This is a genomic window from Bacillus sp. FSL R5-0443 (genome assembly GCF_038608285.1).
GTDB classification, from domain to species: domain Bacteria; phylum Bacillota; class Bacilli; order Bacillales; family Bacillaceae; genus Bacillus; species Bacillus velezensis.
In genome coordinates, this window is record NZ_CP152013.1 from 1,131,457 (window position 1) to 1,151,194 (window position 19,738).

The window sequence follows — 19,738 nt, forward strand, 5'->3', positions numbered from 1 at the left end:
ACCATGCAGAACATTCCTAAAAATATGTTTGAACCAGCTTCAGCTAATGCCGGCGATGCCGAAAAAATAAATAAAAAAAGCCTTTCCCTCTGGAAAGACGCCATGCTCCGCTTCCGCAGCAATAAGCTTGCGATGGTCGGGTTCGTACTGATCGTTCTTATTATTCTGATGGCGATTTTTGCGCCTGTCTTTTCAAGGTATGATTATGCCACTACCAATCTATTAAATGCGGATAAAGCGCCGTCGAAAGATCATTGGTTCGGCACGGACGACCTTGGAAGGGATATATTCGTCCGGACATGGGTGGGCGCGCGGATTTCTATCTTTATCGGTGTCGCAGCTGCCGTGCTTGATTTATTAATCGGCGTAATCTGGGGCAGCATTTCCGGTTTCCGCGGCGGACGCACAGATGAAGTGATGATGCGCATCGCCGACATTCTGTGGGCTGTTCCTTCATTATTAATGGTTATTTTGCTGATGGTTGTTCTGCCGAAAGGATTGCTCACCATTATCGTCGCCATGACAATAACGGGCTGGATCAATATGGCGAGAATCGTCCGCGGACAGGTGCTGCAATTAAAGAATCAGGAGTATGTTCTTGCTTCACAGACACTCGGCGCCAAAACCGGCCGGCTTTTGTTTAAGCATATCGTCCCGAACGCGATGGGCTCTATCCTCGTAACGATGACACTGACGGTTCCGACGGCGATTTTTACAGAAGCGTTTTTAAGTTATTTGGGCCTCGGCGTACCTGCGCCGCTTGCGAGCTGGGGAACGATGGCCTCAGACGGATTGCCTGCATTAACCTATTACCCTTGGCGTCTGTTCTTCCCTGCCGGCTTTATCTGCCTGGCGATGTTCGGCTTTAACGTTGTCGGCGACGGGTTAAGAGACGCGCTGGATCCTAAGTTACGCAAATAAGGAGTGATATGAGTGACACGTTTGCTAGAAGTAAAAGACTTAGCCATTTCATTTAAAACATACGGCGGAGAGGTACAGGCAATCCGCGGCGTGAATTTCCATTTGAATAAAGGAGAGACGCTGGCGATCGTGGGGGAGTCGGGTTCCGGAAAAAGTGTGACCTCCCAAGCGATTATGAAGCTGATCCCGATGCCGCCGGGCTACTTTAAAAGAGGACAGATTCTTTTTGACGGACGCGATATCGTGCCGATGTCTGAAAAAGAAATGCAGGCCATCAGAGGAAAGGATATCGGAATGATTTTCCAAGATCCGATGACCTCTCTGAACCCGACGATGAGAGTCGGCAAACAAATTACGGAAGTGCTTTTCAAACATGAAAAAATCTCAAGTGAAGCCGCGAAAAAGCGCGCCATAGAGCTGCTTGATCTCGTCGGAATTCCGATGCCCGAAAAAAGGATCGGCCAATTCCCCCATGAATTTTCAGGCGGGATGAGACAGCGTGTCGTCATCGCGATGGCGCTTGCGGCAAATCCGAAACTGTTAATTGCCGATGAACCGACAACAGCTCTTGATGTGACGATTCAGGCACAGATCCTTGAGCTGATGAAAGATCTGCAAAAGAAAATTGATACGTCTATCATTTTTATCACGCATGATCTCGGCGTTGTCGCCAATGTCGCCGACCGGGTCGCTGTCATGTACGCGGGTCAGGTCGTCGAATCGGGCACGGTGGATGAAATCTTTTATGATCCGCGCCATCCGTATACGTGGGGGCTGCTTGCCTCAATGCCTAGCCTGGACAGCACCGATCAGGAAAAACTGACGGCCATCCCGGGCACGCCGCCTGATCTGACGAACCCTCCGAAAGGGGATGCATTTGCGCTCCGCAGCTCATATGCGATGAAAATTGACTTTGAACAGGAACCGCCGATGTATAAAGTGTCTGATACGCATTTTGTGAAATCGTGGCTTCTGCATCCTGATGCGCCTAAGGTCGAGCCGCCTGAAGCGGTGAAGGCTAAAATCCGTCAGCTTCCGAATACGTATCAGCATCCTGTTTTAATGAAGGAAGGTGAAAAAAATGACTGAGAAGCTTCTCGAAATCAAACACTTAAAACAGCATTTTTTCACGCAGAAAGGAACGGTAAAAGCCGTAGATGATTTGTCATTTGATATTTATAAAGGCGAAACGCTCGGCCTTGTCGGAGAATCAGGCTGCGGTAAATCAACGACGGGCCGCAGCATTATCCGGCTGTATGAGGCAACCGGCGGGGAAGTTCTCTTTAACGGGGAAAATGTCCACGGGAAAAAATCCCGCAAGAAACTGCTGGAGTTTAACCGGAAAATGCAAATGATTTTCCAGGATCCGTACGCATCTTTAAATCCGAGAATGACAGTCGCCGACATTATTGCCGAGGGAATAGATATTCACCGCCTGGCAAAAACGAAAAAAGAGCGGATGCAGCGGGTTCACGAACTGCTGGAAACGGTCGGTTTAAATAAAGAGCACGCCAACCGCTACCCGCATGAATTTTCGGGCGGACAGCGCCAGCGTATCGGAATCGCCAGAGCGCTGGCGGTTGATCCGGAGTTTATCATCGCGGACGAACCGATTTCGGCGCTTGATGTCTCCATTCAGGCGCAAGTCGTCAATTTAATGAAAGAATTGCAGAAAGAAAAAGGGCTCACTTACCTGTTTATCGCCCATGATTTATCAATGGTCAAATACATCAGCGACCGCATCGGCGTCATGTATTTCGGAAAATTGGTGGAGCTTGCGCCGGCGGATGAGCTTTACGAAAACCCGCTTCACCCATACACGAAATCATTGCTGTCCGCTATCCCGCTCCCTGATCCGGACTATGAAAGAAATCGCACGCGAAAGAAATACGATCCGTCCATTCATCAGCTGCAAGACGGAGAAAAGATGGAATTCAGAGAAGTGAAACCGGGACATTTTGTCATGTGCACAGAAGCTGAATTTAAAACCTATCTATAAACGTATCATCCTCCAAGAATCAGTCTTGGAGGATTTTTTTGCGCACATTCAAGTTTATTAAGCCTGCTCCCGTTTTTCTATAATGGAAAAAAAGGGGGAGATCAGTATGAAAACCATTTTGTGCGCCATTTGTGCGGGACTGTTTATCAGTGCAGCCGCTTATCCGGCCCACGCCGCTGCGAAAGAGGAGCAGCCGCTTGTAAAAATAGCGCTGGCCGAAAAAGAACTGCCGAAATCAAATGCACGGTTCGCTTATCCGTCAGGGCTGCATTTTTCACATCCTGATAAGGTGCGGGGCATTTACGTCACAGGGCATTCAGCGGGAGGAAGCAAATTCGGAGAGCTGACAGACTTTGTGGACAAAACGGAGCTCAATACAATGGTGATTGATGTCAAGGACGACAACGGAAACCTCACCTTTAAGCCGGACGGCCATTCTGAGTATGCCAAAATCGCCAAGCCGTACATCAAAGACCCAAAAAAGATGATGAAAAAGCTGGAGGAAAAAAAGATCTATCCGATCGCGCGTATTGTCGTATTTAAAGACAGCGAACTCGCGAACAAAAAGCCGGAGTGGTCCTTTAAAGAAAAAAACGGAAGTGTCTGGAAAAACGGCCGCGGCGAATCGTTCGTCAATCCGTTTATGAAAGAAGTATGGGATTACAATGTAAAGATTGCAAAACAAGCCGTAAAGATGGGTTTTCAAGAAATTCAGTTTGATTATGTCCGTTTTCCTGAAGGATTTGAAAAACGTGATGACGAACTGACATACGGTCACGGCGATTACGGAAAAACAGCAGACAGCAATGTGCAAAAACGTGTTCACGCCGTCACCGATTTTGTCGGTTATGCGAAGAAAAAACTCAAGCCGTACGGCGCGGATGTGTCGGTTGATATTTTCGGCTATTCAGCCACGCTACCGGAAGCGCCTGGTATCGGCCAGAATTTCAGCAAAATTTCAGAACAGGTCGATGTCATTTCATCCATGATTTATCCGAGCCATTGGACAAGCTATTTCGGCATTGATAAACCGGATCTTGAGCCTTACAAAGTCGTCAAAGAATACGCGAAGGTGGAACATAAAAAACTGTCTAAGCTGAAACACCCGCCTGTATCGCGTCCGTGGCTTCAGGACTTCACGGCATCATATCTCGGCAGCGGAAATTATCAAAAGTACGGAAAACGCCAGGTGGAAGACCAGGTTAAAGCGCTGCATGATGAAGGAATTGACGAATTTTTATTGTGGGACGCGGCAAACCGCTATACCAAAAACGTCGATTACACACCATTTTAAAAAAATTGAAACCATGTTAAAGGATCACACGTCTTAATAGATGTAAGATTGTTTAAACAATCGGAAATGGGGTATATCTAAAAGTGTGAAGACAACGAACCCATAAGGAGCAAATGAATGAACTGGTACGAAAAGCTGAGTGAATATTTTCCGATTGAAGAAATGAAATCAAAAGCGCATATGGAAGCTCTGTTAAAGGAGCAAAGCGATGTTTATCATAAAGAAGAGGGGCAGTACCACGTGCTGATGTATGCGGAATTTGACTCTTTCATCTTTATTGATTACCTGTTTGTGTCAAAGAAATCCAGAGGACAAGGCCTCGGAAGCAAGCTGATCGGCAGGCTGAAAAAGAAAAACAAGCCGATTCTGCTTGAGGTGGAGCCTGTTGACGAGGATGACACGGATACACAGAAACGCTTGCGTTTTTATCAAAGAGAGCATTTCAAGCACGCGCAGTCAATCGGGTATCGGCGCCGGTCATTGGCTACGAATGAAGTGAACAAAATGGAGATTCTGTACTGGTCACCTAAGACGGAATCAGAAGAAGAAATGTTTGAAGCAATGAAACAGACATATGAAAACATTCACACTTATAAAGATGAAAAATGGTACGGAGAATCATACGAAAAAACGGATGAAGTTCTCAAAGTCATTGATGAGAAAAAACGAAAAAACATTTTCGATCAGCTGAGCTAATTGAGAATGGGGAAACATCCGCCAGCCGTAAATTTGCCGGATTGACACATTTTTTTCTCAGGAGACTGTTCACACTTACTTTTTTATAGTATAATACCTATAAAGATTCCTTTTTTAAAGTCATTTCAATTTGAGAATACAAACATGTTCATCCTACTAATTAGAGGAGTGAAGATTAATGGTTACATTATACACATCACCTAGCTGTACGTCATGCAGAAAAGCAAGAGCTTGGCTTGAAGAGCACGAGATTCCGTTTGTAGAGAGAAACATTTTCTCCGAGCCGTTATCAATTGATGAGATCAAGCAGATTCTGCGTATGACTGAAGACGGTACGGATGAAATTATCTCTACCCGTTCTAAAGTATTCCAGAAACTGAACGTAAATGTTGAATCTATGCCGCTTCAAGACTTATATACTTTGATCAATGAGCATCCGGGACTGCTCCGCCGTCCGATTATCATTGATGAAAAACGTCTGCAAGTCGGCTATAACGAAGATGAAATCAGACGATTCCTGCCAAGAAAAGTGCGTTCTTTCCAATTAAGAGAAGCACAGCGTCTTGCCAACTGATATAAGCTTACGATAAGCATGGAAAAAGCCCAAAACCATCGCGGTTTGGGCTTTTTGTTATTTTTCAGTCTGTTGGTAAATCATACTGGCGAGGATAACAAATACGACGGTCAAAATCGGCAGCGTCATTTGTATAATGCCGTGTTCTGCCATGAAAAATGACAGCTTGCTGTCTCCGGCAATCATTTCACCGCCGGTAAATGCGAGAAGACCGCTTCCGGCGTACATCAATAAAGGCATTTTGTCCATGGCGGCATGAACGAGCTTGCTGCCCCAAATGATAATCGGCACCGAGATGAAGAGACCGATCACTACAAGTGTCAGCTCACCGTGAGAAGCGCCGGCTACTGCGATGACATTGTCAAGCGACATAAAGATATCAGCCATAACGATTGTGCGGATGGCTTTCCAAAGAGAAGAACTGCTTTTCACATGCTGCGCATCTTTCTTCTCAATCAGAAGCTGATAGCCGAGATACAATAAAAATACCCCGCCTGCGCATTGCAAAAAAGGAACATTCAATAAATAGACCGCAGCGCTCGTCAGAACGATTCTCAAGACGACTGCGATAAACGTTCCGAAGATGATCGCTTGCTGTCTTTGTTTATGGGCCAGATTCCGGCTGGCCATCGCGATGACGACGGCATTGTCACCGCCGAGAATAAGGTCAATTCCGATAATGAGCAGAAGGGACAGCAGGTAATCGTGCGGCATGGTAACACCTCGCTTATAGATCGATTGCTTGTACAGCTAATATATGAAGAAGTGCGCTATTTATGATGGGAACCGGGAGAAAGCCTGTTTTTCGGTGTGAAAATGCTTTTTTATTTCTTTTATAACTGTTTTATCATAAAATAGAAATATAAAGAATTTGCGCTGTCTTCTATAAGGTTAAGATGTGGACGGAATGGGTAAAGTGTAGTAAAGTACTATTCATCGGGAGCTTAGATGTCCCTTCAACATCTTATAAAGAAGGGAAGGTTGGCAAAATGGAAATAGAAAGAATTAATGAGCATACTGTAAAATTTTATATGTCTTATGGTGATATTGAAGATCGCGGTTTTGACAGAGAAGAAATCTGGTACAATCGCGAGCGCAGTGAAGAACTGTTCTGGGAAGTCATGGATGAAGTGCATGATGAAGAGGAATTCGCTGTCGAGGGTCCTCTTTGGATTCAGGTTCAGGCATTGGACAAAGGACTGGAAATAATCGTAACAAAAGCCCAGCTTTCCAAGGACGGACAAAAACTCGAACTGCCGATCCCGGAAGATAAAAAACAAGAGCCGGCAGATGAAAATCTCGATGCTTTACTTGATGATTTCCAGAAAGAAGAGCAGGCCGAGAGCCGGGAAGATAAGGAGCAAAAGCTTCAGTTCACTTTGCGGTTCGATGATTTTGAGGATCTCATCTCGCTATCAAAATTGAATCTTAACGGAATTAAAACGACCCTGTATTCGTTTGAAGACCGATATTATTTATATGCAGATTTTTATGAGCAAACTGATGAAGAGGTTGAAAATCAGCTAAGCATCCTGTTGGAGTACGCGCACGAATCATCAGTCAGCATTCACCGTCTTGAAGAATACGGCAAATTGGTGATCGCTGATCATGCGTTATATACAATAAAAAAACACTTTGCATCATAACAAACCGATTTCTCTCAGCAGAAATCGGTTTTTTTTGTTCTGAATGACAGGATGAACGGCTGAAAACCGTATAACGGCTCTCATCCGCAAACAGGATTATATCTTCTTCCTGCTGAATACAACAAGATTCAGGAAAGGAGAAGATGCAACATGTTCAGTGCTGTGACTGCCGACGGACGGCTCATTCAGCTGGCCGGAAGCTATTCAAAGGAAAAAGCGGCGGAGCTGAGAAAGAAACGCTGGTTCTGCCCCGTTTGCGAAAGTGAACTTGATATCAAACTGGGACGGGAGAAACTGCCGCACTTCGCTCATAAAAAAAGCAGGCTGTGTCCGGGGGAATCCGAACCTGAAAGCGAATATCATCTGGAAGGAAAAAGGCAGCTTTTTCTCTGGCTAAAGACACAAGGGTGCAGCGTCAGCCTGGAACCGTATCTGACTTCCGCTGGACAGCGGCCTGACTTGACGGCGGAAAGCGGAGAAGAGAGGCTGGCTTTTGAATTTCAATGTGCGAACCTTTCGGCGGACTCTTTAAAGAGCCGGACGGCAGGCCTGAAAAACGCCGGGTACCGGCCGGTCTGGATCATCGGGGCAAAACGGTTAAAACGGATGGCCGCGCAATTTTTCCGGCTTTCTGCTTTTCACTGGCAGTTCTTTGAAGTCCATTCATTTTCCTCTTTAATGTTTTACTGTCCCGACGCCCGCTCCTTTTACAGGCTGCATTCCATCACTCCGTTTTACACCGGCTATTCTTATGCCGGCTTAACCACAATCCCTCTTCATAAAGCAAACCTGAAAGACATATGTCATCCGGAAGGGCGGCACAGCGTCAGACTTCCCTCGTGGGGACGTGCCGTAGCCGGCTTCCGAAACAAAAGCGGGCGGTTTTTATCTGAAGATGCCGGTCTTATCCGGCGTCTTTTTTACGAAAGACATCAGGTCGCATTTCCATTTCTCCCCTCTGAAGTGTTTATTCCCGTTTCAGCGGGCTTTGTGTTTGCAAGTCCCGTTTTTGTGTGGCAGAGCCATTTATACTTGCGGCTTGCGGAACTTTCTAAAAAAGGCGCGCCGATCCGATTATCCGGCATGGTTCATGATTTGCGGCAAAAAATCAGGCGTAAGGAGATTCGGATGCGGTATGGTTCCCAAAATAGCCTTATCAGAATGGCGGTAAAACAATATGCTGATTTCTTATGTTTGCAGGATTTTTTAAGGGAAATTGAGAATGAAGTATATATGCCCTCATCTCAACGGAAGCTCCCTCAAACGGCAGAAGAGCTGCGCCGGCGGGATCTGCTCTTTTTTGGGGAATGAGAATGCTTCATTTCGTTCACCCTAACGTCAAGGTGGTGGCGAATGTGAGGGGCGTACAAGCAGTTTGTTTTCGTTTTTTCACTGTATTATTGGTATGCTTGGTCTTATATGCCGCATATGATTTGACAAAAGGCAGTGAAAAGCCGGAAGATAATCACAACACAAGTTTTTGGAGAAACAATCGTTTTTTCAATTGGCTTGAAGTAAAGAAAACGAGGGGGATCACCATGACTGAGGAAAATAAAGCAGCACAGCTGCCTGACAGAAGTGAAGTAAAGGCAGAGCATACATGGAGACTAGAGGATATTTTTCCTAGTGATGAGGCCTGGAATAAAGAATTTCAAGCAGTTAAAGAATTAATCCCGAATTTATCTTCTTTTAAAGGCACGCTTGCTCATTCGGCTGATAATTTATACGCGGCGCTTACGGCACAGGATGAAGTGACGAACCGCCTTGGGAAACTTTATGCATACGCGCATATGCGCTCAGACCAGGATACGGGAAATTCTTTCTACCAAGGGCTGAACGACAAAGCCGCAAGCCTGTATTCCCAGGCTGCCAGCGCGACTGCTTACATTGAACCGGAAATTCTGGCGATTCAGGAGGACAAGCTGCACCAGTTTATTCTGGAAAAAGAGGAGCTTAAACTTTACTCCCATGCAATTGAAGAAATTACAAAACAGCGTCCGCACGTGCTGAGCGAACAAGAAGAGGCCCTGCTTGCGGAAGCCTCAGAAGCGCTGTCGTCGCCTTCCAATACATTCAGTGTTTTAAATAACGCCGATATTACGTTTCCGTCGATTAAAGATGAAAACGGCAAGGAAACTCAAATCACACACGGCAACTTTATTAATTTCCTGGAAAGCAGCAATCGTGAAGTCCGCAAAAACGCATTTGAAGCCGTATATAAAACATACGGACAGTATAAAAACACGATGGCGACTACACTCAGCGGCACTGTGAAAAAAGATAATTTTTACGCCCGTGTGAAAAAGTATAAATCAGCACGGGAAGCGGCTTTATCCAATAACAGCATCCCTGAAGAAGTTTACGATAACCTTATTAAAACGATCAATAAACATCTTCCGTTATTACACCGTTACATTGACCTGCGGAAAAAGGTTCTCGGCCTTGATGAAGTCCATATTTATGACCTTTACACACCGCTTGTAAAAGATTCGGGAATGAAGGTCACATATGAGGAAGCGAAAGAGTATATGCTCAAAGGACTTGCTCCGCTGGGCGAGGAATACGCGTCTATTTTAAAAGAAGGACTTGAAAACCGCTGGGTCGATATATACGAAAATAAAGGAAAACGCAGCGGTGCTTATTCGTCCGGTACATACGGCACGAATCCGTACATCTTGATGAACTGGCATGACAATGTCAATAATCTGTTTACGCTCGTTCACGAGTTCGGCCATTCCGTGCACAGCTACTATACGAGAAAATATCAGCCGTATCCGTACGGTAACTACAGCATTTTTGTCGCTGAAGTCGCTTCAACGACCAATGAAGCGCTGCTCGGTGAATATATGCTGAACAGCTTAAAGGATGAAAAACAGCGTCTGTACCTGCTCAACCATATGCTTGAAGGATTCAGAGGCACAGTGTTCAGACAGACGATGTTCGCTGAATTTGAGCATCTGATTCATACGAAAGCGCAGGAAGGCGAGCCGCTAACGCCTGAACTGCTGAACGAACTTTATTATGATCTGAATAAAAAGTATTTCGGTGACAACATGGTGATTGATAAAGAAATCAGTCTGGAATGGTCAAGAATTCCGCATTTTTATTACAATTATTATGTGTATCAATATGCGACAGGCTACAGTGCGGCCCAAGCGCTGAGCAGCCAGATCTTAAAAGAAGGCAAGCCTGCGGTGGAGCGCTACACCGAATTCTTAAAAGCGGGAAGCTCGGAATATCCGATCGACATACTGAAAAAAGCGGGAGTCGATATGACATCGCCTGAACCGATCGAGGCAGCCTGCAAAATGTTTGAAGAGAAACTGAACGAAATGGAAGAGCTTCTTTCGAAAGTGAACCCTTCGTAGTTCAAAAAAGCCTGTGCATAAGATGCGCAGGCTTTTTCTAAAACCCTTTAAACGTTTTTCTGTGATTCAGCCGATACAGGGCAAACAATATGGACAGAAACAGCAGGGGAGATGTAATGTAAATCGGCAGCATGTGCATCATGGCCAGCAGGTTTAAAAAGAAGAAAAACACAATCATTCCGATGATCAATACGGTGCGGAGCATTGATTTCCCTCCTTGTTTTTCATTGATATATTCTATGAAAACAAGCAGTCAGTTATGTTTTGTGACAAAAATATGAACATTAATCTTATGGCTTGTCAAAACTCGACAAGATTTGATATGATAAGGATGTGAAATTGATCACAAACAAACATTACCCCTTTGTTTGACCGTGAAAAATTTCTCCCATCCCCTTTGTTGTCGTTAAGACATATGAAACCGCGCTTATCCCGGCGCGGTTTCTTTATTTGCACAAAAAAAGCCGGCTCCGTAAGGAATCAGCTTTTTTTAATGATCACAACAGGTGACATCCTCCTGGGTGCCGGCCAGAGACTTCCAAAACAGACCGTGCTTTGCTTCCACTCTGGCGACCTTTTTGGCGAATGCCAGTTTTTTCATTTCTTTTTCAACTTCTTCTAGACTCAAATCATAAACGAGTGCGATTTCTTTCGATGCGACAAACCGAAAATATTCAATGAAACATTCCAAAGGCGGCGTTTCAGAAGGTTTCGGTTCATCCCCGAGCATTTCGAATAAGATCTCTTCGTATACGTCATAAGAATAGTTGCCGGGAACCTTCAGCCCTTCATCATCATGCAGGCTGTTAAAGAACGTCAATGTCGGGTTGACGGTGACGTCCATTTCCGCCGCGATTTTCATATCGCACTGAAGCGCTTTTACCGCGCTTTGCGAATGGAGGTCGCGCTTGAATTCTTCAACATCCAATTTCGTCTTTTCGGCAATCTCTAAAAGAACGTCTTCATCCGTAATATTCTGCTTGGAAACAAACAGGCTTTCCTGCATGCTGCGGAGAAACAGAATGCCCGCTTTTCTTCCCTGCAGTTCGGCCGCTTTTAAAGCGAGTGCGGCAAGGTAGGGCGATGAAAGAGGCTGATCCTGCTCAAGCCAAAGGCTTCCGTCACAGGGCATCCCGGAACGGTTCGCAATTTTTTCCCAAGCTTCGGCAAGGAGGTGTTTTTTCCGCTTTTGCTTATTCAGCGATGTAATGCTCGCGGAAACAATGATCCGCAGCGTAAAAAAACGTCCGTATTTGATTTTTAATTTTTTTATGGCGGGCTCCAGCGACCAGCATTCAGGACATAAAGGGTCGACAAACATGTAAATTTCGAGCGGTTTTTTTGGATGTCCGTGGCAATGGGCGAAGTATTGCTCATGCTGATAATTCGTCAATATGATCGATCCTCCGCTTCTGACTGGTTTACCATATGCCTGGCCGTCAGTTCCAGACGCCCGTACAGGAATTCACGAATATCGCCCTCCAGCCCGACCTGATCCATCGCTTTGCTCATACAGCTTAGCCACGCATCAGCCCTTTCGTCCGTAATCGGAAAGGGGAGATGCCTTGCCCTCAGCATGGGATGTCCGTGCTCTTCAGTATAAAGAGGAGGTCCGCCCAAATACTGGGTTAAAAATTGCTTTTGTTTTCTGGCCGTTTCAGTCAAATCACTTGGAAATATCGGCTTCAGCAAGGGATGAGACGAGACACGCTCATAAAAAGTATCAACAAGTTGCGATAGAAGTTCCTCTCCAATCGCTTCATATGGTGCGTTAAACGATTGTCCCATGTTGACTACTCCTTTATATGGCTAATAGGAATCATAATTCCCATTGCGAATTTATCTTTCAGTTTTACTATCTTCAGTTACTGTATATTTTAGCAATAACATTTTATTTCTACAAACAAAGTGCCTTTCTGTCAGGCGCTTGTATTTCATATCATATCACATCGCCTTCATTCATGTGTAAGATTTCACTCCGCAAAAAAACCAGAGGGCGAAGGAAGCCTCTCTGGTTTACGCGTAATACTGTTTGGTTATGTTTTTGACATATTGCTGTGTTTCCTTAAACGGCGGAATGCCTCCGTACCGATCTACGTTGCCGGGGCCTGCGTTGTAGGCGGCTAACGCCAGAGATACATTTCCGTCGTATTTCGTGAGCATCTGCTTTAAGTACTTTGTGCCGCCCTCAGCGTTCTGGACGGGATCAAGCGGGTTTGACACCCCGAGTGATTCTGCCGTGGAAGGCATGAGCTGCATCAGTCCCATTGCCCCCGCACCGCTGACCGCTTTCGGATTAAAGCCTGATTCCTGTTTAATAACCGCGCGGATCAGCTTTTCGTCCACTCCGTATTTTTCGGCCGCTTTCTGAATGGCGCTGTCTATTGAAAAGTTTCCGGTGCTGATATCAGAAGCCGCATCCGGAGACTTTATGCCCGGGGAAGCGGTCTGTGAAGCAGCCGCGGAGCCGGATGAAACGGGAATTCTCGGTGAATATGAAGCGTGAGCGGTCCGCACACCGTTTAAAATTCCTGATTCCGGCTGCTGCCGGACGGCTGTGTCCGTATACTGGCTGAGCAGCGCGCTGAAATTTGCAAGCGGGCTTTCTGAAGATTGTCCGCCTGAAGCCGTGCTTGTATGAGAGATTGATTGCAGCGCCATTGATTGCAGCTGGAGAAGGGCCGCCCAATTCGTGATATTCACTGTGTCATTCCACCTTTTTTTGTTTCTGTTCATAAAAACGCTGGATTTTATTTTTCGTGATCCGCTCTGGGATGCCGAATTGCTTGAGCAATTGTTCAAACGCCCGTTTTCCTTCATCCCAGTCAGCAGCTTCGAATTCCAATTCAAAGTCTTCTTTCTCTAAATATCGGCTGTGATCTAAAATGATTAAGCCTTTTTCTGATTCTTTTTCCGCGCGTGCGGTCGACAGCGTTCCGAAATAGCAAATGTGTTCTGAGTTGATTCCGAGACCTTCCAGCTGACGTTTGACGGGGCCATCCGGAATCTTGAAGACGTCAAGATCAGGTGCCGCAAGCTCTTGGTGGGTTTCCAGCAGACCGACCGCGGCAGGCTCTTTTAACGTCAGAACGAACGCGCCGTCTTTTTCTCGGATGCGGAGTGCTGATTTTTTTTGTTTCAGGGAAAAATCTTTCGTGTCGAAATAATGATTGACCTGCTGTTTAAAATCATGTTCTTTCATGCAGAGTGCTTCACTCAGCTTCAGAAATTCTGATTTTGTCAGCAGGTTTTTGAATTCAATTTCTATTTCTTGGGTCATGACAGTCTTCCTTTCAGGACGAAAAATTGTATAATTCCCATTATCTCTTTAGAGGTTACGTTTATCAATATCGACCTTGATATGATAAAATAAATGCTGTACTTTGTTAAAAAAGGAGAACATTATGCAAAAGAGAATTGAAATCCAAAATGCATCATTAACAGAAGACGCGCTCCGCTTGAAGTGCGGAGAGGACTTAAGCGGAGCGGAACGCAAAGCCTCAGGTCAAATGCTTGTTGATTCCGATCACTTTGCTTTTGTATACATACTTGAATCAGCTGACTCTTTTGAATATGTCATTATAAAAGAACATATCTGGCCGGATCTGAAAGAAGCCTTAGACCAAAGAAAACCGGCGGTCCTTGAGGCCGGCGGAAAAACGGTTGAACTTTCAGGGCTGCATGAAGAACTCGATTATCTTCTTGAAAATATTAAAGATAATGCAAACTACGGAGATATGGAAGAAAAAGTGAAAAGCGTATTTCTTTAGAACAGGTTCGGAATTGGGGGATGTACGATGGATGACAAACAATGGGAGCAATTTCTAGCGCCATACCGCCAGGCTGTTGAAGAATTAAAGGTGAAGCTGAAAGGCGTCAGAACCCTTTATGAGTATGAAGATGACCACTCACCGATTGAGTTTGTGACAGGCCGCGTGAAGCCGGTGGCGAGCATACTTGAAAAAGCGAGACGAAAAAGCATACCGCTTCATCAGATTGAAACGATGCAGGATATCGCGGGGCTGCGTATTATGTGCCAATTCGTCGATGATATCCAGATCGTCAAAAATATGCTGTTTGCCAGAAAAGATTTTACCGTTGTCGATAAGCGGGATTACATAGCAGAGCATAAGGAAAGCGGATATCGGTCTTACCACCTTGTCGTTTTATATCCTTTACAAACAACGTCCGGAGAAAAGCACGTTCTTGTGGAAATACAGATTCGGACGCTTGCCATGAACTTTTGGGCAACCATTGAGCATTCACTGAATTACAAATACAGCGGGAACATTCCCGAAAAAGTAAAGCTGAGGCTGCAGCGGGCCTCAGAAGCCGCATCCCGGCTCGATGAAGAAATGTCAGAAATCCGCGGAGAAATCCAGGAAGCCCAAGCCGCGTTCTCGCGAAAGAAAAAAGCGGGAGACCACCAGTAGGAAAGGAGGGGAATGGCATGAAATTTGCCGTTTCTTCAAAAGGAGACGAGGTTTCAGATACACTGAAAAGCAAAATACAGGCGTATTTACTCGATTTTGATATGACCTTGGATGAAAAAGAGCCGGAAATCGTGATTTCCGTCGGCGGTGACGGAACGCTTCTTTACGCATTTCACAGGTACAGCGACCGTCTCGATAAAACGGCGTTTGTCGGAGTTCACACGGGGCATTTGGGTTTTTATGCCGATTGGGTTCCGCAGGAGATAGAAAAGCTCGTTCTGGCCATTGCCAAAACGCCGTATCATACCGTGGAGTATCCCCTTCTTGAGGTGATTGTCACTTATCATGATGAAGAGCGTGAGGAGCGGTATCTGGCTTTGAACGAATGTACGATCAAAAGCATAGAAGGCAGTCTCGTCGCTGACGTGGAAATTAAAGGCCAGCTGTTTGAAACGTTCAGGGGGGACGGTTTATGTCTGTCCACGCCTTCCGGAAGCACGGCTTATAATAAGGCGTTAGGCGGCGCGATCATCCACCCTTCCATCAGAGCGATTCAGCTTGCAGAAATGGCATCCATCAACAACAGAGTGTTCAGGACTGTCGGCTCGCCGCTTTTGCTTCCCGATCATCATAACTGTGTCATCAAACCGAGAAACGACGTCGACTTTCAAGTCACAATTGATCATTTAACCTTGCTGCATAAGGATGTCAAGTCCATTCTATGCCGTGTGGCAAATGAAAAAGTCAGATTTGCAAGATTCCGTCCTTTTCCGTTTTGGAAAAGGGTGCAGGATTCCTTTATCGGAAAAGGCGAATAGAAAGAGGAAACGGATTGGACAACTTTTTTATCCAAAAGAACATGACTGCCCGGGAAGCCGGCATGACGGTAAAAGAATATACGGCGCAGCTCGGCATTTCAAAGCGGCTTCTCGCTGACATTAAATTCGGTGGGGGAGACCTGCTTGTGAACGGAGAGCATGTAACCGTCCGCGCCGTGTTAGCGGAAGGAGACGTGCTTAAGATTGAATTTCCGAAGGAGCATGTGAGTGAAACGCTTGTGCCTGAGCCGGTTCCGCTTGATATTCTTTATGAAGATGACCATGTGCTTGTGGTCAATAAACAGCCGTATGTCTCCTCAATTCCATCAAGAGAACACCCGTCGGAGAGCATCGCTAACGGAGTGATCAGCCACTACCGAAAAAGCGGTGTGCAATCAACGGTTCATCTTGTCACCCGCCTTGACAGGGATACATCGGGGGCGATGCTCATCGCCAAACATCGGCTTTCCCATTCTCTTTTGTCGGCAGCGCAGAAAAAGGGGCTTGTCAGCAGGCGGTATCTCGCTGTCGTACACGGGATCATGCGGCAGAAGGAAGGAACGGTGGACGCGCCCATCGGAAGAAAACACGACAGTATTATTGAGCGGATGGTAACGCCGGAGGGACAACGAGCGGTGACGCATTTTCAAACGGAAAAAGCGGGACATGCGTTTACGCTTGCAGCCCTGCGGCTGGAAACGGGGCGGACGCATCAAATCCGGGTGCACATGAGCTACCTCGGCCATCCGTTAGTCGGTGATACACTGTACGGCGGAAAAAATGAGGGAATTGCGCGGCAGGCTCTTCACAGTGAGCGGCTTTCATTCGTACACCCCATGACCGGAAAAACGCTCGTTTTTCACGCTCCGGTGCCTGACGATATGAAAACATTAATTGAACACATGTAAAGCCCGAACCGTTTGCCGGTTTCGGGCTTTTTTTCATGCCTGCCTTCCGTGATCCTCGCGAAATCGTGAAGCATCATAGGGCATTGAGCTTTCCACAGAGACGGTTTCATGCTCCGGAAAGCGAAAGCCTGTCAGTTGATTGCCGAAGACGCATCCTGTATCAATGTTGATTGTACGGTTGACGATCCGGGGACGTTTTACCGGGGTATGGCCGTAAACAATCCATGCCTTGCCTTCATAAGCGGCGGCCCAGTCTCTTCTGACGGGTCTGCCGTCGGGATGCGTTTCACCCGTGATATCGCCGTACAGAACAAATTCTTTTACCTTACGCGAGTATTTACCGATATCGTCAGCTTTTATGCCGGCGTGGGCGACAACGAGATCGCCATTATGTAAAATGTCATAAAGCGGCGCTGACTCGTATAAGCGGATGAATTGTCTGGAGACTTCCGTTCTGTCGGCGGGAGACAGCTCTTTCAGTTCGGCTGCCGTCGTTTCCAGTCCGTGCATCACTTTTACGGGGTTTCCTTTTAAGTAACGGTACAGTTTGTTGCAATGATTTCCCGGGACATAACGGACGGCTCCTTTTTCATATGCTTTTGCCACAAAACGCATCACTTCTACGGATTTTGGGCCTCTGTCCGTTAAATCCCCCGCAAAGACAAGCGTCCTGCCTTCAGAGTGAACGGGCGTTCCGTCTTTCACTTCATATCCGAGCTTTTGTATTAACGCGATCATTTCGTCATAACATCCGTGTATATCGCTGATGATGTCATAAGCCATTCGTGTCTGCCTCCTTATTAACGGTTTTTTATTTATTATGGGGCTAATTCCTATACCTAATTACGCTGTTTTTGCACAAATTAAAAAAAGAATTAAAGAAATAAAGCCTTATCACTTTTTTTTCGCGTTCAGCCTTGTTAGAATATGCGTTATGTTTTTAAAAAAAAGTAAGGTTTCGCCCGCTTTAAGCGGGCTTTTATAACCCTTGTTTTAAGGAGGTATTTACGAATGGAACACACATCAGTCGCATCTTTAGTCGTCGTTCTGATCGTCGCTTTTTTGACGCCGCTCCTTTTACATCGGTTTAAGCTCAGCATCCCCGTCGTCGTCGCGGAGATCATCATGGGGCTTATTATCGGAAAAAGCGGCCTGAATCTTGTCGTTCAGGGAGACACGTGGCTGGAGACGCTGTCTGTTCTCGGCTTTATCTTTTTAATGTTTTTAAGCGGCTTGGAAATTGATTTTTCTTCATTTGAGAAAGGGAAGAAAAAACAATTCCTTCCGAATGGCAAGGAAGCGCCCAACACGTTTTCTGCCGCACTGATTATCTTTTTCGGCATCTTTATTTTATCATTGCTGCTGTCCTATGCCTTTGTATTAGCCGGTTTTATTCAAAACGCATTTTTAATGACGCTTATTATTTCGACGATATCACTCGGTGTGGTGGTCCCGACTTTAAAGGAAGAACGGATCATGAACTCCAATATCGGCCAGATCATCCTGCTTGTCGCCGTTATCGCGGACTTGGCTACGATGATTCTGCTCGCTTTCTTCTCTTCTCTTTACGGAGAAGACAGCGGAAATATGTGGCTTCTGTTGATTCTCTTTGCCGCGGGGGTCGTGCTGTATTTCTTCGGCAGGATCTTTAAACACCGTTCATTTGTGCAGTCGATGTCTAAAGGCACCGTGCAGATCGGCACGAGAGCCATTTTCACACTGATTATCGTGCTTGTCGCTTTATCGGAATCTCTCGGGGCGGAAAATATTCTCGGCGCGTTTTTGGCAGGCGTTCTGGTATCGCTTCTGTCTCCGAATAAAGAAATGGTGGAACAGCTGGATTCCTTCGGCTACGGGTTTTTAATTCCGATCTTTTTCGTCATGGTCGGGGTGAAATTGGACATTTGGACGCTCTTCCAAGATCCGAAAACATTAACGATGATTCCGCTGCTTCTGCTTGCGCTGTTTATCAGCAAGATGTTCCCGGTGTTTTACTTAAAGAAATGGTATGACAAAAGAACCGTGTTTGCTTCGGGCTTTTTGCTGACGTCCACGCTGTCGCTTGTTATCGCGGCGGCTACGATCGGAGAAAGGCTCCACATTATCAGCGCCAATATGTCCGGCGCGCTGACTTTAGTTGCGGTTATTGCCAGCATCATCACGCCGATCGGCTTTAAGAAATTATACAAACGGCAAAGTGCGCCGCAGGAAAAAAAGCGCATTACATTTATCGGCGCCAACCAAATGACACTTCCGGTTACGCTTGAATTGCCTGAGGAGGAATATGAAGTACGGGTCGTCCATGTGTATCAGGAAAATGCCGGGGAAACGCTTGCGGAATCCGTTTTTTCGGTTGACACGATTTCTGATTACGAGCCCGGAACGCTTGAGTCGCACGGTATTTTCAAAACGGATATTCTTGTCGTGGCGACGGGAAATGAAGATGTGAACGCCGAAATCGCCTTAATAGCGAAAGAGAAAGGGACTGAGCGTATCATCGCAAGCGTCGGCTCGGTTGAGCATGAAACAAAACTGAAAGAAGAGGGCATCAGTATTTTTTCTATCCTTCTGTCTACAAAGACGCTCTTGCGCGCATTAATTGAGGCGCCGGGCGTGATGAGCCTCCTGACGAATGAGGAGTCTTCGTTATATCAGATCAATCTGGAAAACCCGGCGTATAACGGCATCATTCTGCGGGAATTTCCGCTGATGGGCGATGTGATTTTCGTCCGGATTTTCAGAGGTGTGGACAGCATCGTTCCGCACGGAGACACGCGGCTGAAAACAGGAGACCGTCTCATCGTCACGGGCTCGCGCAACTACGTGTCGGAACTGAGAAAAATCCTTGAAGCTTGACCAAATTGCAATTCGTGATAATATAGAAGGCATAACAAATAAATCATTAATCGTATGACCACTAGGGGTGTCCTTCATAAGGGCTGAGATAAAAGTGAGACTTTTAGACCCTCATAACTTGAACAGGTTCAGACCTGCGTAGGGAAGTGGAGCGGTATTTTTTTGGGGTTCCTTTTATCCATTTAAATTCCAAACCACTTTTCCGATGCGGGAAAGTGGTTTTTT

General features: G+C 46.0%; 21 protein-coding genes and 1 riboswitch. Of the genes, 14 read left to right on the forward strand and 7 right to left on the reverse strand.

What is annotated here, in order from left to right; genetic code table 11:
• The first annotated feature begins 3 nt into the window (after positions 1–3).
• The 6 genes from oppC (at position 4) to spx (ending at position 5,484) form a co-directional block, all read left to right on the forward strand.
• Positions 4–921: an oligopeptide ABC transporter permease OppC gene (oppC, locus tag NYE28_RS05820; RefSeq protein ID WP_007409113.1), complete on the forward strand. Its 918-nt coding sequence runs from the start codon at positions 4–6 to the stop codon at positions 919–921.
• A 12-nt stretch (positions 922–933) separates the two neighbouring features.
• Positions 934–2,010, forward strand: coding sequence for an ABC transporter ATP-binding protein (locus NYE28_RS05825; RefSeq protein ID WP_003155039.1), 1,077 nt, complete (start codon positions 934–936; stop codon positions 2,008–2,010).
• On the forward strand, positions 2,003–2,920 hold the full coding sequence (gene oppF, locus NYE28_RS05830; protein ID WP_015239568.1) for an oligopeptide ABC transporter ATP-binding protein OppF: 918 nt from the start codon (positions 2,003–2,005) through the stop codon (positions 2,918–2,920). Before NYE28_RS05825 ends, oppF begins: the two co-directional genes overlap by 8 nt.
• Positions 2,921–3,026: 106 nt before the next feature.
• A complete protein-coding gene (locus tag NYE28_RS05835; RefSeq protein ID WP_015239569.1) occupies positions 3,027–4,214 on the forward strand; it encodes a putative glycoside hydrolase in 1,188 nt (395 codons plus the stop codon).
• A 117-nt stretch (positions 4,215–4,331) separates the two neighbouring features.
• Positions 4,332–4,910, forward strand: coding sequence for a GNAT family N-acetyltransferase (locus NYE28_RS05840; protein ID WP_007409110.1), 579 nt, complete (start codon positions 4,332–4,334; stop codon positions 4,908–4,910).
• Between the two features lie 178 nt (positions 4,911–5,088).
• Positions 5,089–5,484, forward strand: a complete 396-nt coding sequence (gene spx / locus NYE28_RS05845; RefSeq protein WP_003155034.1) for a transcriptional regulator Spx — start codon at positions 5,089–5,091, stop codon at positions 5,482–5,484.
• 57 nt (positions 5,485–5,541) lie between these two features.
• Here the strand turns inward: spx and NYE28_RS05850 are convergent, their stop codons facing one another.
• Positions 5,542–6,198: a TerC family protein gene (locus NYE28_RS05850; RefSeq protein WP_007409109.1), complete on the reverse strand. Its 657-nt coding sequence runs from the start codon at positions 6,196–6,198 to the stop codon at positions 5,542–5,544.
• Between the two features lie 275 nt (positions 6,199–6,473).
• Here NYE28_RS05850 and mecA point away from each other — a divergent pair, with 275 nt between their 5' ends.
• The 3 genes from mecA (at position 6,474) to pepF (ending at position 10,498) form a co-directional block, all read left to right on the forward strand.
• The gene (gene mecA, locus NYE28_RS05855; protein WP_003155032.1) at positions 6,474–7,130 is read left to right on the forward strand and encodes an adaptor protein MecA; all 657 of its coding nucleotides are present in this window, start codon (positions 6,474–6,476) and stop codon (positions 7,128–7,130) included.
• Between the two features lie 150 nt (positions 7,131–7,280).
• Entirely contained in the window at positions 7,281–8,441 is a 1,161-nt protein-coding gene (locus NYE28_RS05860; RefSeq protein ID WP_132106271.1) for a competence protein CoiA family protein, read from the forward strand.
• Between the two features lie 227 nt (positions 8,442–8,668).
• Complete coding sequence (gene pepF, locus NYE28_RS05865) at positions 8,669–10,498, forward strand: oligoendopeptidase F (RefSeq protein WP_094031915.1); 1,830 nt, start codon at positions 8,669–8,671, stop codon at positions 10,496–10,498.
• 37 nt (positions 10,499–10,535) lie between these two features.
• On the opposite strand, the gene NYE28_RS05870 is transcribed toward pepF, so the two are convergent.
• The 5 genes from NYE28_RS05870 to NYE28_RS05890 form a co-directional block, all read right to left on the reverse strand.
• Positions 10,536–10,703: a hypothetical protein gene (locus tag NYE28_RS05870; RefSeq protein WP_003155026.1), complete on the reverse strand. Its 168-nt coding sequence runs from the start codon at positions 10,701–10,703 to the stop codon at positions 10,536–10,538.
• Between the two features lie 285 nt (positions 10,704–10,988).
• The gene (gene spxH / locus NYE28_RS05875) at positions 10,989–11,891 is read right to left on the reverse strand and encodes a protease adaptor protein SpxH (RefSeq protein ID WP_003155024.1); all 903 of its coding nucleotides are present in this window, start codon (positions 11,889–11,891) and stop codon (positions 10,989–10,991) included.
• Entirely contained in the window at positions 11,888–12,286 is a 399-nt protein-coding gene (locus NYE28_RS05880) for a thiol management oxidoreductase (RefSeq protein ID WP_003155023.1), read from the reverse strand. Before NYE28_RS05880 ends, spxH begins: the two co-directional genes overlap by 4 nt.
• Before the next feature lie 228 nt (positions 12,287–12,514).
• Entirely contained in the window at positions 12,515–13,201 is a 687-nt protein-coding gene (locus NYE28_RS05885; protein WP_007409105.1) for a lytic transglycosylase domain-containing protein, read from the reverse strand.
• A 4-nt stretch (positions 13,202–13,205) separates the two neighbouring features.
• On the reverse strand, positions 13,206–13,778 hold the full coding sequence (locus NYE28_RS05890; RefSeq protein ID WP_014417426.1) for a CYTH domain-containing protein: 573 nt from the start codon (positions 13,776–13,778) through the stop codon (positions 13,206–13,208).
• A 124-nt stretch (positions 13,779–13,902) separates the two neighbouring features.
• Between NYE28_RS05890 and NYE28_RS05895 the strand changes: the two genes are divergently transcribed.
• From NYE28_RS05895 to NYE28_RS05910, 4 genes are read left to right on the forward strand one after another with little or no spacing between them, the layout of a single operon-like run.
• Complete coding sequence (locus NYE28_RS05895; protein ID WP_003155020.1) at positions 13,903–14,268, forward strand: hypothetical protein; 366 nt, start codon at positions 13,903–13,905, stop codon at positions 14,266–14,268.
• A gap of 27 nt (positions 14,269–14,295) precedes the next feature.
• A complete protein-coding gene (yjbM, locus tag NYE28_RS05900; protein WP_007610625.1) occupies positions 14,296–14,931 on the forward strand; it encodes a GTP diphosphokinase in 636 nt (211 codons plus the stop codon).
• 17 nt (positions 14,932–14,948) lie between these two features.
• Positions 14,949–15,749: an NAD kinase gene (locus NYE28_RS05905; protein ID WP_003155018.1), complete on the forward strand. Its 801-nt coding sequence runs from the start codon at positions 14,949–14,951 to the stop codon at positions 15,747–15,749.
• Between the two features lie 14 nt (positions 15,750–15,763).
• Entirely contained in the window at positions 15,764–16,657 is an 894-nt protein-coding gene (locus NYE28_RS05910; protein ID WP_059367228.1) for an RluA family pseudouridine synthase, read from the forward strand.
• A 33-nt stretch (positions 16,658–16,690) separates the two neighbouring features.
• Here NYE28_RS05910 and prpE read toward each other — a convergent pair whose 3' ends face one another.
• A complete protein-coding gene (prpE, locus tag NYE28_RS05915; protein WP_076423888.1) occupies positions 16,691–17,440 on the reverse strand; it encodes a bis(5'-nucleosyl)-tetraphosphatase PrpE in 750 nt (249 codons plus the stop codon).
• Between the two features lie 228 nt (positions 17,441–17,668).
• Here prpE and NYE28_RS05920 point away from each other — a divergent pair, with 228 nt between their 5' ends.
• The gene (locus NYE28_RS05920; protein ID WP_007610641.1) at positions 17,669–19,513 is read left to right on the forward strand and encodes a monovalent cation:proton antiporter family protein; all 1,845 of its coding nucleotides are present in this window, start codon (positions 17,669–17,671) and stop codon (positions 19,511–19,513) included.
• A gap of 53 nt (positions 19,514–19,566) precedes the next feature.
• Positions 19,567–19,675, forward strand: a riboswitch (TPP riboswitch).
• Positions 19,676–19,738: the final 63 nt, after the last annotated feature.